Source organism: Aureibaculum flavum (assembly GCF_016406085.1).
GTDB lineage: Bacteria > Bacteroidota > Bacteroidia > Flavobacteriales > Flavobacteriaceae > Aureibaculum > Aureibaculum flavum.
On record NZ_JAEHFJ010000004.1, the window covers coordinates 36821 to 52159 of the forward strand.

Annotated in this window: 11 protein-coding genes; 8 read left to right on the plus strand and 3 right to left on the minus strand. The window is 33.5% G+C overall.

Features of this window, described 5'->3' with window-relative positions:
• The first annotated feature begins 263 nt into the window (after positions 1-263).
• On the plus strand, positions 264-2723 hold the full coding sequence (locus JBL43_RS08985) for a M1 family aminopeptidase (protein WP_198841122.1): 2460 nt from the start codon (positions 264-266) through the stop codon (positions 2721-2723).
• 118 nt (positions 2724-2841) lie between these two features.
• Here the strand turns inward: JBL43_RS08985 and JBL43_RS08990 are convergent, their stop codons facing one another.
• On the minus strand, positions 2842-3216 hold the full coding sequence (locus JBL43_RS08990; protein WP_198841123.1) for a helix-turn-helix domain-containing protein: 375 nt from the start codon (positions 3214-3216) through the stop codon (positions 2842-2844).
• A 241-nt stretch (positions 3217-3457) separates the two neighbouring features.
• On the opposite strand from JBL43_RS08990, the gene JBL43_RS08995 reads away from it, so the two are divergent.
• From JBL43_RS08995 to JBL43_RS09005, 3 genes are all read left to right on the plus strand, one after another.
• Positions 3458-4561 (plus strand): M14 family zinc carboxypeptidase, encoded by a 1104-nt coding sequence (locus JBL43_RS08995; RefSeq protein ID WP_198841124.1) that lies wholly within the window; start codon positions 3458-3460, stop codon positions 4559-4561.
• A 67-nt stretch (positions 4562-4628) separates the two neighbouring features.
• Positions 4629-5114, plus strand: coding sequence for an Lrp/AsnC family transcriptional regulator (locus JBL43_RS09000; RefSeq protein WP_198841125.1), 486 nt, complete (start codon positions 4629-4631; stop codon positions 5112-5114).
• A gap of 88 nt (positions 5115-5202) precedes the next feature.
• A complete protein-coding gene (locus JBL43_RS09005) occupies positions 5203-7173 on the plus strand; it encodes an alpha-ketoacid dehydrogenase subunit alpha/beta (protein WP_198841126.1) in 1971 nt (656 codons plus the stop codon).
• Positions 7174-7177: 4 nt separating this feature from the next.
• Here the strand turns inward: JBL43_RS09005 and JBL43_RS09010 are convergent, their stop codons facing one another.
• Positions 7178-7864 (minus strand): ThuA domain-containing protein, encoded by a 687-nt coding sequence (locus tag JBL43_RS09010; protein ID WP_233098742.1) that lies wholly within the window; start codon positions 7862-7864, stop codon positions 7178-7180.
• A gap of 130 nt (positions 7865-7994) precedes the next feature.
• Here JBL43_RS09010 and JBL43_RS09015 point away from each other — a divergent pair, with 130 nt between their 5' ends.
• The 3 genes from JBL43_RS09015 to JBL43_RS09025 all read left to right on the plus strand — a co-directional run bounded on the left by JBL43_RS09015 (position 7995) and on the right by JBL43_RS09025 (position 11047).
• Positions 7995-8318 carry a Dabb family protein gene (locus tag JBL43_RS09015; protein WP_198841128.1) on the plus strand — a complete coding sequence of 108 codons (324 nt, stop codon included), beginning with the start codon at positions 7995-7997 and terminating at the stop codon, positions 8316-8318.
• Between the two features lie 221 nt (positions 8319-8539).
• Positions 8540-10642 (plus strand): elongation factor G, encoded by a 2103-nt coding sequence (locus tag JBL43_RS09020; RefSeq protein ID WP_198841129.1) that lies wholly within the window; start codon positions 8540-8542, stop codon positions 10640-10642.
• A 24-nt stretch (positions 10643-10666) separates the two neighbouring features.
• Positions 10667-11047, plus strand: a complete 381-nt coding sequence (locus JBL43_RS09025) for a hypothetical protein (RefSeq protein WP_138949893.1) — start codon at positions 10667-10669, stop codon at positions 11045-11047.
• A 51-nt stretch (positions 11048-11098) separates the two neighbouring features.
• Here JBL43_RS09025 and JBL43_RS09030 read toward each other — a convergent pair whose 3' ends face one another.
• Positions 11099-12322, minus strand: coding sequence for a multidrug effflux MFS transporter (locus tag JBL43_RS09030; protein ID WP_198841130.1), 1224 nt, complete (start codon positions 12320-12322; stop codon positions 11099-11101).
• Between the two features lie 131 nt (positions 12323-12453).
• Between JBL43_RS09030 and JBL43_RS09035 the strand changes: the two genes are divergently transcribed.
• Complete coding sequence (locus tag JBL43_RS09035) at positions 12454-15339, plus strand: bifunctional fucokinase/fucose-1-phosphate guanylyltransferase (protein WP_317193448.1); 2886 nt, start codon at positions 12454-12456, stop codon at positions 15337-15339.

Genomic DNA, 15339 nt, shown 5'->3' on the forward strand with positions numbered 1-15339 from the left:
CTAATTAGGATAAATAATAGCAAGTGTTCTGCTTGTTGTTAAAAAAAAGTATAAACCTGAACACACATTGCGTTCAGGTTTTTTTTATGTTTTAATTTTCTTTTGTAAAAAGACATCTATCACTTTCAATAAATCATCAAAAACCAAGTCGTTATTGTTGTGGTTTATTTCCAAACCGTAAGTGAATTCGCCTTGTCGCCTAAAAAAACGATTGAATAATTTCTATAAAAGATTATCTTTGTGGCCTAAATATACTATAAACAATGAAAAAAATAATTCTAAGTTTTCTAATTGCAGTTGCAATTTTTAATTTCTCTTTTGCTCAAGAGGCAGATTCTACCTCGGTAAAACAAGTATACCAAGCTGAAAGAGAGAAGATTAATGATTTAGTGCATACTAAGTTAAAAGTTTCATTTGATTTTGCTAAAAGTCAAATGGCAGGTGAAGCGTGGATTACGCTAAAACCTCATTTTTATCCTGTTCAAAGCGTAACTTTAGATGCGAAGGGCATGTTGATTCATAAAGTCTCTAGAGATGGTAAGTCTTTAAAATATGACTATGATGGAAGTAAGTTGATTATAAAGTTAGAAAACATCTATGTAAAAGATGAAGAATACACTTTACATATAGCTTATACTGCAAGACCAGAAGAAGTAACGCAAGAAGGAAGTGCAGCTATTACAAGTGCTAAAGGTTTGTATTTTATTGACCCTTTAGAAACTGATCCTGACAAGCCAACTCAGATATGGACGCAAGGAGAAACTGAATCGAGCAGTTGTTGGTTTCCTACCATTGATAGTCCTAATCAAAAGACTTCAGAAGAAATCTATATGACTGTGCCTAATAAATATGTTACACTGTCTAACGGATTGTTAGAGAGTCAAACTGAGAATGGTGACGGAACGAGAACTGATTATTGGAATTTTGATAAAAAGCATGCACCTTATTTATTTTTTATGGGTGTAGGTGAATTTAGTATTGTTAAAGATACTTGGAATGATATAGCTGTAGATTATTATGTAGAAAAGGAATATGAGCCTTATGCAAAAGAGATTTTTGGAAACACTCCAGAAATGATTACTTTCTTTTCTGAATTGACGGGTGTAAAATATCCTTGGCAAAAATATGCTCAAATCGTTTGTAGAGATTATGTAAGTGGAGCTATGGAAAATACAACAGCAGTAATTCATGCTGAAAATGCAAATCAAACGACGGGTCAACTTATCGATGAGAATACGTGGGAAAATACAATTGCCCATGAGTTATTTCACCATTGGTTTGGTGATTTAGTTACTGCAGAGAGTTGGAGTAATTTATCAGTAAACGAATCATTTGCTAATTATAGTGAGTACTTATGGCAAGAGCATAAATACGGAAAAGATTATGCAGATGCTCATCGTTACGATGATTTACAAGGATATTATATGGGCGGTAATGAATCTAAAAATTTAGTTCGTTTTCATTATAGTAGTAGAGAAGATATGTTTGATGCAGTATCTTATAATAAAGGTGGCGGTATTTTACATATGTTAAGGAATTACTTAGGTGATAGAGCTTTCTTTGCAGGGTTAAAAGAGTATTTAACAACGAATAAATATAAAACGGGTGAAGCTCATCAATTGCGTTTAGCGTTGGAAGAAGTAAGTGGAAAAGATTTGAATCCGTTTTTTAACCAATGGTATTTCAATTCTGGACATCCTAAATTAGATGTGAGTTATATTTATAATGATGAAGGTAATTCAGTAACGGTATTGATAAAACAAACTACTGATAAACTTTTTGATTTTCCTTTAGCTATTGATGTTTATGAGAATGATGAAGTAGAGCGTTATAATGTCACTATAAAAAATAAGGAAGAGAAATTTACTTTTAAATATAAGACAAAACCACAATTGATAAATGTTGATGCTGATAAAATTTTATTGGCTCAAATAAAAGATGAAAAATCTATTGAAAATTATATTTATCAATACAATATGAAAAGTGCTAATTATTTAGATAGAAGAAAAGCTATTGAGATATTAGCGGCAGATCAAGATAATAAAGAATCCTATAAAACATTGACAAAAGCCTTAAATGACAACTATTACGGTTTGAGAATTTTAGCTCTAGACAAAATAGATGTTAGTAAAGATAAAGGTGTTTTAAAGATGGTTGAGAAATTAGCAACTTCTGATGATAAAACATTAGTAAGATCAAAAGCTATTAATGTCCTTGGTGGTTTAAGCGATACTAAATATGCTAGTATTTTTAAAGATGCAATGGAAAGTAAATCATACTCCGTGAAATCAAATGCCATTGCTGCACTTTATAAAATAGATAAAAGAACAGCTATTGACAAGGCGATTAGTATAACCAATCCCATAGATAAAAAAGGGATGGTAGATGGTTTGTTAGAAGTTTATGTAAGTGAACGCTTAACTCAAGAAATGCCATTTATTGCTGATAAAATTATTGCAGGATTGTTTTTTAATTCAGATCCTAAAGTACAAGCGTTGTATGGTCAAGCATTTCAATGGATTGCTACGAGTGACAATGTAAAAGCTACGCAAATTATGGTTGATGATTTTGTGTCAAAAGCAGAACAATTTAAAAAATATGGTGCAGATGCTATTATAAAACAAATGTTACAACAAGTACAGGTTGGTAAAGAGCAGTTAAATTCTTCTAATAAAGAGGAGCTAATCGCAATTGTTAAAAAGGGGATTGCAGCTATTAAGTAAATTCTTATTTAACAGATTGTAGCCCGTTAAAAAAGCCTCACATTAAAAAATGTGAGGCTTTTTTTATGCGTTGCATTTTTTGATATTTAAAAGTGAAATTGAAATTACGCAATTGCAATTAGTTGCTTTTTTCAGTATAATTTTCAAATGTTCCGTCTTTGTAAAAAATGATAATTCGGTCAATATTATTTTGAAGGCTCTTTTCCTTTAATTTAATAATGGGGGCATCGTTATTGGAAATAGTGGTGGAGGAGGACGCCTCTTTTTTAGATGGGAATGTTCCCTTGCCTTTTAACAACCAATACAATTCAACTTCTTTAAAGTGCTCCAAAACCTTCAAAACAAAATCTAAACTGGGTTTGTTTCTACCTGATAATAAATGTGAAATACTAGAGCGTTGCACCCCAATTCTCTCGGCAAAAACAGTAGCAGAGAGTTGGTAATATTCCATCACCATATTTAGTCGTTTCGAAAAGTCTATGTTGTTAATCACATTATTATATTAAGTTACAAATGTAAATAAATAGATTTTGATTACACGTTAAATAATTAAAATATTAATTATATTATTGAATTAAAACTTCATTTAAAGTTGTTTTAATTATTGATTTATAGTATTTTATCTGTTGTGTTTATTATTTATTTACAATTGTAATTATCTGATGAGAATTAGGGAGGAGAAGATCGATAATATATTTTACAATTGTAAACATTACTTTATTTACATTTGTAAAATGAATATAACAGATTTAAACACATTAGTTTCTTGGAGTAAAAACCATAAAGAAAATAATCTATTTGGAAGGTATCTTACCTATGCTGATATTGAACCTATATTGAAGAATTTATCACAGAAATTTTCTAAAGAAATTATTGGACATTCTTATAAAGGAATACCAATTCATAAAATTACCATTGGTAGTGGTAAGATAAAAATATTGCTCTGGTCACAAATGCATGGTAATGAAAGTACAGGTACAAAAGCCTTATTTGATTTGTTAAAATGGTTAGATGATGATACTCATTTAATGGTAAATGAGATTTTGAAAGCGTGTACTTTGGTGTTTGTACCAATGTTGAATCCAGATGGTGCTGCTGTATATACGCGAGTAAATGCTCAAAATATTGATTTAAACCGTGATGCCGTTGCGGTAAAAGCACCTGAAAGTAAAATATTACAAGCTGTTTTAAAAGATGTTAATCCTAAATATTGTTTTAATCTACATGATCAGCGTACTATATTTAATGTAGGAGACTATCCGGCAACCATTTCTTTTTTAGCACCGTCAGAAGAAGAATCGCGTGAGGTAACTGAAGGTAGAAAAATAACAATGTCAGTTATTAATGCGATGTTTAGTTCGTTAGCACAGGTAATTCCTGGGCAAATTGGCAGGTATACAGATGAGTTTTACCCTACTGCTACAGGTGATAATTTTCAGAAAGCAGGATACTATACCATATTAATAGAGGCGGGGCATTATCAAGATGATTATAATAGGGAAGAGGTTAGGCGATTTAATTTTATAAGCTTAGTAGCTGGAATTTCCTTTATAGCGTCAGAGAAAGATAATTCAAATTATGAAGCTTATTTTGAAATTCCGAATAATGAAAAGTCATTTTTAGATATTATTTACAAAAACATTGAGTTGGTAGAAGAAAATAGGTTGGTAGATGTAGGTGTTTTATTTAAAGAAACACTTGAAGATAAAAAAGTGATTTTCAGACCCACTATTGAGATAATTGGTAATTTATCAGAGTATAATGCCAATACTATAATCAATAAAAATGGTGAAAAATTCGAAACCAAATTATCACTTAGTAAACTTTTTGACAATTAAATCACATTTTATTAGTTTTTTAAGGGAAAAAGTAAGAATTTAGTATTTTTAATGAAAATAACATAATATGTCAAAATTCAAACTAGACGAAATAGATCATCAGATAATTGATGTTCTTATCGAAAATGCTAGAACCCCATTTACAGATATTGCAAAAAAATTGCTAGTTTCTGCAGGAACGATTCATGTTCGCGTAAAAAAGATGGAAGAGGAAGGTGTAATAAAAGGTTCAACTTTAACGGTTGACTATGATAAAATGAATTATTCCTTTATAGCTTATATAGGTGTATTTATTGAAAATTCATCTTTCACTCAACAGGTTGTTGATGAGTTGCTTAAAATACCGGAGGTAACAGTTGCACACTTAACAACGGGTAAATTCGCTGTTTTTTGTAAGATAAGAGCAATTGATACGAAACATGCTAAGGATGTTATTTTTAGAATTGACGAAATCAAAGGTGTTTTAAGAACAGAAACGTCAATTTCTCTAGAGGAGGTTATCAATGATAAAAAGAGGTTGATGCATGCTATTTTTGATGCGTATAAAATATAATTAATTATAAATTTTAATTTATTAAACGCTTTCAATACATTTGAGAGCGTTTTTTTTTGTTTATATAATTCACACATCAACTCAATCTATGTATTTTAAGAAAAATCTTTCCAATAAAAAGCTGTTAGAATTATATAAAGGATTGCTTTTGCCGCGATTAATTGAAGAAAAGATGTTGATTTTATTACGTCAAGGTAAAATTTCTAAATGGTTTAGTGGTATTGGTCAAGAAGCTATTTCTGTAGGTGTAGCATCTGCACTAGAAAGTGATGAGTATATTTTGCCAATGCATAGAAATTTAGGTGTTTTTACTTCAAGAGGTGTTCCGTTGCATCGGTTATTTTCACAATGGCAAGGTAAACTTAATGGATTTACCAATGGGCGAGATCGAAGTTTTCATTTCGGTACACAAGAGTTTCATATTGTTGGAATGATATCTCATTTAGGTCCACAATTTGGGGTTGCTGATGGTATTGCCTTGGGGAATTTACTTAAAAAAAACAATCAAGTTTGTGCAGTGTTTACTGGTGAAGGCGGAACTAGTGAAGGGGATATTCATGAAGCGTTAAATGTGGCTTCTGTATGGAGTTTACCCGTACTTTTTTGTGTTGAAAATAATGGGTATGGATTATCGACACCTTCAAAAGAACAATTTAATTGTGAGCAATTGGCTGATCGAGCAAAAGGATACGGTATGGAAAGTCATGTTGTTGACGGGAATAATGTACTCGATGTGTATCAAAAAGTGGCTGACATTGCTAAAAGTGTGCGTAAAAATCCACGACCAGTTTTTATAGAATTTATGACTTTTAGAATGCGTGGTCATGAAGAGGCTAGTGGGACGAAATATGTGCCACAAGAATTATTAGATACATGGGGTGCTAAAGATCCGTTAGAAAATTATCAAGAGTTCCTTAAAAATAAAGACATTTTGACTGAAGAAATGGAGGTTGAAATTAAGATTGAAATGGCTCATCAAATTAATGATAATTTAGAGCTTGCATTTAACGAAGAGCGATTGGTTCCTGATTTAGAAAAAGAATTAGGTGATGTTTTTAAATCATTTAAATATCAGGAGGTTAAGTCTAAAGGTAATTATGAGAATATTCGTTTTGTAGATGCTATTTCTCAAGGTTTAAAACAGTGCATGGAGCGTCATGATGACTTGGTGATTATGGGGCAAGATATTGCTGAATATGGTGGTGTTTTTAAAATCACAGAAGGTTTTGTGGAGGCTTTTGGTAAGGAAAGAGTGCGAAATACTCCGATATGTGAATCGGCTATTGTTTCCGCTGCTTATGGATTGTCGATTAGTGGTATTAAGTCGGTCGTTGAGATGCAATTTGCAGATTTTGTAAGTTCGGGCTTTAACCCAATAGTAAATTTACTAGCAAAATCAAATTACAGATGGGGGCAACATGCAGATGTTGTTATACGCATGCCTTGCGGAGCGGGTGTAGGAGCTGGTCCTTTTCACAGTCAAACGAATGAGGCTTGGTTTACGAAAACGCCAGGTTTAAAAGTGGTTTATCCTGCATTTCCTTATGATGCAAAAGGTTTATTGGCCACTGCAATTGAAGATCCAAATCCTGTATTGTTTTTTGAACATAAAGCCTTGTACCGAAGCATCCGCCAAGAAGTGCCTGAAGATTACTTTACATTACCTTTAGGGAAAGCGGCATTACTAAAGGAGGGAAGTGCTATCACTATTATCTCTTTTGGATATGCCTTACATTGGGTTTTAGATTATCTCAAAGAAACTTCTATTGCTGCAGATGTCATTGATTTACGAACTTTAAAGCCATTGGATACAGAGACGATATATGCTTCTGTTAAAAAGACGGGTAAGGCTCTTGTTGTTCAAGAAGATTCTTTATTTGGTGGTATCGCAAGCGATATTTCAGCGTTAATTCACGAAAATTGTTTTGAATATTTAGATGCGGCGGTGAAACGTGTGGCTAGTATTGATACGCCTATTCCTTTTGAGCCTCAATTAGAAGCTCAATATTTAGGCAAAGACAAACTGGGAGCGGCAATAAATGAGCTTCTAAACTATTAAAAAGTTATTCTTCTTCAGATCTGCCAAATACATATTGTATACCACCTAAAACATGAGCTAAGAAGTTAGTATCTGCATAAGCTTCGTTAGTGTGGCCCATGCCTGTATAGAACATTTTACCTCCGTCATATTCCTGAACCCAAGAAATAGGGTGGTGACTACCATTTTCACCACCCGAATAACTCGATTCATCTAAATTTGCAAGTACATATAAATCTTTACTAATATCTTTAAAATTGTACCATTCGTCAAAAAGGGACCATTTTTTTGGTAGCATTTTGGTTGCCATATGTTTGTGGTCAACAATATCTAAAGTGGCTTGTTGTTGCTTAGGATGTGAAATAAAATAGGCACCAATTAATTTACCATACCATGGCCAATCAAACTCTGTATCTGTCGCAGCGTGAATTCCTACAAATCCACCACCAGATTGTATAAACTTTTTAAAGCTATTTTGTTGTTCTTCATTAAAAATATCACCAGTAGTGCTTAAAAATAAAACAGCCGTATAGTTTTTTAAGGTATCAGTATTAAAATAGGTAGCATCTTCAGTGGCAGTTACATTAAAATCATTTTCTTTCGCTAATTTTTGTATCGCTACAATTCCTGCATCAATCGATTTATGACGATAGCCTTCCGTTTTAGAGAAAATCAATAAATTTTCTGATTGTGCTTGTAAACACGGGGTCATTAGCATTAAAACGCAAAAGACAGAAAGACTGATTGATTTACTTTTCATATTCATAAATATTCGATTATCAACAAATATAGTAAAATGATTCTCTATATTTGATTTTAAATGAACGTTAAAAATTTTAAAAATGACTCAAGGTAATTTTGCTCATAACGTATTTTTTTGGTTAAAGAATCCAGATAATGCAGTCGATCGAGCGGCTTTTGAAAAATCGTTAACTAACTTTATAAATCAGTCCGTTTTTATTAAAACCAAACATGTTGGAACTCCTGCTCAAACGGATAGAGAAGTTATTGATAGTACCTATACCTATAGTTTACTTCTCACTTTTGAAACTAAAAAGGACCATGATTCCTATCAAATAGAGCCGAATCATAAACAATTTATTGAAGAGTCTTCACCACGTTGGAAGAAAGTAGTTGTTTATGATTCTGTGAATATTTTACATTAAAATTCGATGTCTATTTTCCAATAATTTATAGCGGTTTCTTTTGGTATATGTATTCATATTGGAATTTTCAATAAGTGTATTTTATATTAACACTTGATAATCAATATTTTAATTGCTTTTTGTGTATTTCTTCTTTTTTAGTGAAAACTAATAAATATCATGTTTTTTACGACTTTCTCTTCTTAGCTTTAGGCTTCTAATTAATTCCTAAATCTATAACTATGAAAATATATGACGACAAACATATCAAAAATGTAGTCTTTGTAGGGGCTCACAACAGTGGTAAAACAACACTTTCAGAAACTATGCTTTTCGAAGCGGGACTAATCAATAGAAGAGGAGCGGTAGAAACGAAAAACACGATATCAGATTTTCATGAGGTTGAACAAGAACGGGGTAATTCTGTGTTTGCCACGCCTTTACATACGGAATGGAGAAACTACAAAATAAATATTATAGACACTCCTGGTTTAGATGATTTTATTGGTGAAATTATTTCTTCAATTAGGGTGGCTGATACTATTGTTACCGTGTTAAATGCACAATATGGAGTAGAAATAGGTACAGAAATCATATGGAATTATGTAGATAGATATAGTAAACCCACACTTTTTGTTATCAATCAAATAGATCATATCAATGCTAATTTTGATGAGAGTTTTAAGAGCATAACCTCGTTGGTTGGGAAAAATGCGATGAAAATTCAATACCCTATAAAAATAGATGGGGCACAGTGTATTGTTGATGTTCTAAAAATGAAAGTTTATAAATTTAAACCTACCGGTGGTAAGCCAGAGAAATTACCAATCCCAGATGATCAGATCGAATTGGCTAATAAACTGCATAATGAATTGATTGAGAAAGCAGCGGAAAATGACGATGAATTGTTGGAGTTATTCTTTGAAAAAGGGACTTTGAATGAAGATGAGATGCGAAAAGGGATTAAAGCCGGGATGTTGAAACAAGAGTTGTTTCCTGTATTTTGTGTTTCTGCTTTAAATGATATGGGTACGGGCCGTTTAATGGGCTTTATAGATAATGTAGCTCCGGCGGCAGCGGATTTAAATATTGAGCAAACTCTAGAAGGCAAAGATATTATCGGTAAGAAAGAAGCACCAACAAGTTTATTTGTATTTAAAACGCTTAACGAGCCTAATTTAGGTCAAATCACGTATTTCAAGGTGGTATCAGGAGAGATTAACGTAAATGATAAAATGGTAAATTCTAGAAATGGAGAAACGGAAGCGATCAATCAATTGTTTATTATGGATGGTAAAAAGCGTGAACCTGTTTCAAAATTAACTGCTGGAGATATTGGAGCTACCCTGAAATTAAAATATACGGAAACTAATGACACGCTTCACGAGGTTGGTAAATCCATAACTATCAAACCTATAAAATACCCAGAGCCTAGAATCCGCAGGTCTATTGTGGCGGAGAATAAAAAGGATGAAGAAAAATTAAATGAGGCTTTAAAGAAAATTCACAATCAAGACCCGACTGTAACTATTCATTATGCGAAAGAATCGAAACAGTTAATTTTAGGATGTCAAGGGGAATTACATCTGGCCATTGTAAACTGGCAGTTAGAGAATGAATATGGCATAAAAGTACGCTTTGAAAAACCGAAAATCACCTATAGAGAAACAATAAAACGATCATCAACATCTAGTTATAAACATAAAAAACAATCTGGTGGTGCAGGACAGTTTGCTCAAGTACATATGAAAATTGAACCTTGGGAAGAGGGGATGCCAGATCCTGAAGGATTTAATATTAGAGGTAAGGAAGAAGTAGATTTACCTTGGGGTGGAAAGCTTGTTTTTTATAATTGTATTGTAGGAGGGGTTATTGATTTGCGATACCTACCATCTGTAATGAAGGGGGTTTTAGAGGTGATGGAATCGGGTCCACTAACGGATTCGTATATCAGAGATGTGCGTGTAATGGTTTATGACGGAAAAATGCACTCTGTAGATTCTAACGATATTTCATTTAAAATTGCGGGAGCACATGCGTTTAAAGAAGCTTTTTTAAATGCGAACCCAAAATTATTAGAACCCGCACAAGAATTAACCGTAAAAGTACCTGAAGAGATGGTTGGGAATGTGATGACCGATTTACAATCGAGACGCTCCATTATTCAAAGTGTTGAAAGTAACGGACATTATCAAATTTTAAAATGTATAGCACCAGCTGCGGAGCTTTTTGGCTATTCCACTAGTTTACGCTCTTTAACACAAGGGAGAGCTTCTTTTAGCTCTAAATTTTCGGCTTATCAGCCTGTGCCAAGTAATGTGCAACAACAATTAGTAAATCATTAATGTGTAATTTAAAACAATAGTAATATGGAGACCAAAGTGTTGTATTTAAGCGATTTAAAATTTAATTTAGAGATTTGGAGACGAGAATTGAAGTTTCATGCCAAGGAAATGGATTTGTTTGAAAAAAAACTTGAAGAGATAGCTAGTAGAGAGTTCAGTAAGAAGGCTTTAGTTCCTTTGGAAAGTTTTCAAAATAAGATAATGATAGAGCAAGACGTCATTTCTAAATTACAACATCGGTGTAAGGCAAAAATTAAGAGTATTAAAGCTGCTGATTTAAACGAAGAAGTGGATGGTAGACTGCAAAATGACCAACATAATTTGCGTAATGATATGCGTACCTATACGAAATTGCATCGTCAACTTAAAGAAGAAATGATGGATTATTTTTTGGAATGGTTGTAAAAACAGTTATCGTTTTTGGGTAACTAAAACAGTATACGTTATACCTTATTGTCATACCTCTTTAATATGTGGTGCAAAAAGCCTGAGTTTTCCTCTTTTTAAAAGTAATAATACTATAAAAGCAAGCATACCACAGATAAAGAATCCAACAAATAGGGGAAGGGCAGTGTCGTTTATGAACCTACCAATATAGGTGCTAATGGATACTGCCATTAACGTGGAGATAAAACCAGTAATTGCAGCTCCTATCCCAGCTATATGGCCTACGGGTTGCATTGCTAACGCTCTTAAGTTTCCAAAAAGGAATCCTATAGATAGGAATTGTAAAGCAAAAAATCCAATTAAAATGGCTACAGGCGGATTGCCTGTATTGTAAAAGAATATACAATACAGAAAGGACGACGTCAAAAAGCCTAGCAACGCAAAAGTAACCAGTTTTTCCATGCCGAAACGCAATACCAAGGTGCCGTTTAAAAAAGTGGCTGTACCTACTGCAATAGCTAATCCTGCAAAAATAAATGGGAATTGATCGACCATTAAATATTGTTTTTCAAATATTTGTTGACTTCCACTTAAATACACAATAAAAGCCCCTGTTATAAATCCCGAAATTACGGTATACCCAATGGTTGTTTTATGTTTTACTATTTCTCTTAAGCCATTCATAAAGATATGCGAAGAAAATGGTAATCGATTTTCAACGGCTAAGGTTTCATCTTGTCGTTTCCAAAACCAAATGGATATTAATACGCTAAATATCAATTGACTATAGAAAATAGCTTGCCAATTGTAATGGTCAAGAATAAACTTTCCAGTTGCAGGTGCCACCGTAGGCACTAGTAAAAACACAACGGTAATAAACGACATAATTCTCGCCATATAATCTCCACTATATTTATCTCTAACCATAGCAATAGCAATGGTTCTAGGAGCTGAAAGTCCAATTCCTTGTAAAATTCGCCCGGCAATCATCATGTTTAAGCTGGTCGCATAAATACAAACAAAACTGGCAATTATAAATAAACCAAATCCCATATAAACCACAGGTTTTCTGCCTAAGCTATCAGAAATAGGACCGAACAATAAAGGGCCTATCCCTAAACCTAAGAAGATCATGATAATGATCAATTGATTGTCTGTTTCTTGTAAAGTGCCAATAGTGATGCCTATATACGATAATGCAGGTAATAATGCGTCTATAGCTAGTGCTACAGCAGACATTAATGACGCCATTAAGGCGATAAATTCAATCTGACTCGATTTTTTTATTTGCATCGGGCAAAATTAGAGTAATTATATAAGGTGATTTAATTAAATGCTTAATTTTTAACAAATAAATAACCTTAGTGTTCGTTAGAAATAGTAGCTCAAATAAAATATGATAATCCAATAATTGTAAATACTTAATAAAGTATATTTATCTCATGAAAAAATTACTCTCTTTGCCTACTAATCTGATCAGCTATTTTCATGAAATTGAAGATAAAAATAACGATGAATGGTTTTGTGCAGCAGACCCTGAAAATACACCTTTAGGTTCTGGAGGTGGTACAGCTTGGTTGTTGAAAGAATGTTGGGTAGATGATAAATCGGAAAGTTTTAGCCAATGGCTAGGTAAAGAAAAGAGAATTTTAATTCATGCTGGTGGACAAAGTAGACGCTTGCCCGGATATGCTCCTTCGGGAAAAATATTGACACCTATACCCGTTTTTCGATGGGAAAGAGGTCAGCAAATTGATCAGAATTTATTGGACTTACAGGTTCCATTATATGAGAAAATCTTAAAAAAGACACCTAAAAACCTAAATACACTTGTGGCTAGCGGTGATGTGTATATCCGGTCAGAAGGGCAGATTAATGAATTGCCAGATGTTGATGTTGCCTGTTATGGTTTATGGGTAAATGCGGAATTAGCGTGTAATCACGGGGTTTTTATATGTAATAAAAGCAATCCGGAAGAGTTGCTTTATATGCTTCAAAAGCCTCCCACACATGAGTTACAAGAATTATCGCAAGATAAATTGTATTTAATGGATGTTGGTATTTGGGTGTTGAGTGATAGAGCTATTGAGGTGTTGGTAAAACAGTCTGGATACAGTAAAGATGATCAAGGAAATTTAATAACTGAAAAGCCATTGAACTTCTATGATTTATATGGTGATTTCGGATTAAAAATGGGGATAAAAGAAGGTGGTGATGCTCCAGAAGTGAATGAGCTTACCGTTGCTATATTGCCTTTACCCAACGGAGAGTTTTATCATTTTGGGACCAGTAAAGAGTTGATTTCATCAACCTTAGCTATCCAAAACAGAGTGTTAGATCAACGTTCTATTTTGCATAAGGATGCAAAGCCACATCCTTCTATGTTTATTCAAAATGCAGATGTAAAAGTTAGTTTACATGCTGATCAGCGTAATTTATGGTTAGAAAATTCATTTATTGGAGCTAATTGGCAATTGACCTCTGATCATATTATTACTGGAGTTCCCTTTAATGATTGGAACCTCAATTTACAGAAAGGCATTTGTTTAGACATTGTACCTGTTGATGATGATTTATATTGCATACGACCGTACGGGTTTAATGATAAATTTAGAGGAGCGGTTGGTGATGAGCAAACCTTTTGGTTAGAACAAAGCTTCCAGACATGGTTGTCAGATAGAAATCTATCACTAGATGAGTTGTCTATTGACAAACAAACAGACATTCAAGATGCCGCTATTTTTCCGGTAGTACGTAAAGTGGATTTAACCGAGGAGCTTATTTCGTTTATGATTTCCGGTAATGACCCTAGTATTACCATGGAATATATGAATGTGGAGCGTATTTCTGCTTCACAGATAAGTAATAGAGCCAATTTAAACAGGTTGTATATAGGACGCGAAGCTTTTCGAAAAGATAATTATAGTTTGCTTCATAAAAACTATAAGAAAAGTATTTTTTACCAGATCGATTTAGATGATGTTGCAAAGCGAGTTGCTAAGGACAATTTGGTACTGTCTCTTGATCATGATCCTGCTGATCCGTTTTTACAAATGCATGAGTTTATGTTTCAAGCAAAAGTAAAACAATATCAAAATAAAGACTTTAGTACAGAAGAGCACAAAGCCTTTAAAGTACTTCAAGAAAACATTATTAATACGTTGTCTTTTAATAATTTACACCCTAAATTAAATGTGTATCAAGATCAGATTGTTTGGGGTAGGAGTCCCATACGAATAGACCTTGCTGGCGGTTGGTCAGACACGCCTCCGTACAGTTTAATACATGGTGGAGCTGTGGTGAATATGGCAATAGAATTGAATGGTCAACCACCATTACAGGTGTATATAAAGCCTTCAAAAGAGTATAAAATTATTTTGCGATCTATTGACATTGGCACTAGAGAAGATATTAGCACCTATGAAGAGTTATCTCAATTTAATGAAATAGGTTCTGCATTTTCAATTCCCAAAGTAGCCTTAAGTCTTGCGGGTTTTCATCCTAATTATTCAGAAAAGAGCTATAACAGTCTTTCTGATCAATTGAAAGAATTTGGTTGTGGTATTGAAATATCTACCTTGGCAGCTATTCCTAAGGGTTCAGGTTTGGGTACAAGTTCTATATTAGCAGCTACCGTTTTAGGTGCTTTATCTGACTTTTGTGGTTTTGGATGGAATCCCAATGAAATTAGTCATAGAACCTTGGTGTTAGAGCAGTTATTAACCACTGGTGGGGGTTGGCAAGATCAATATGGTGGGGTTTTACCAGGTATAAAATTAATACATACGCAAAAGGGGAGTAGTCAACTTCCTGAAATTAAATGGGCACCAGAGTTTATCTTTTCTGAGCCTGAGCACAAAGCACGGATGTTGCTGTACTATACAGGAATAACACGGGTTGCAAAAAACATTTTGTCTGAAATTGTAAGAAGTATGTTTCTCAATGAAAACAAAAATAACACCCTTTTAGGAGAGATAAAACAGCATGCTTTTGACACTTTTGATGCATTACAGCGTGGTAATTTTACCAATTTCAGTAATTGTGTTGCTCAAACTTGGGTGCAGAATCAGCAATTGGATGCGGGTACTAATCCACCAGAAGTGCAACAAATACTGACTTTAATTAAAGACTATACTTCTGCTTTTAAATTACCCGGTGCTGGTGGTGGTGGTTATATTTTTATCATTGCCAAAGACCAAGAGGCTGCCGGTAAAATAAGGCAAACATTAATTAGCAACCCACCCAATAGTTTAGCTCGTTTTGTAGATATCGATTTATCGCGTACAGGTATTCAGGTTACACGATCTTAA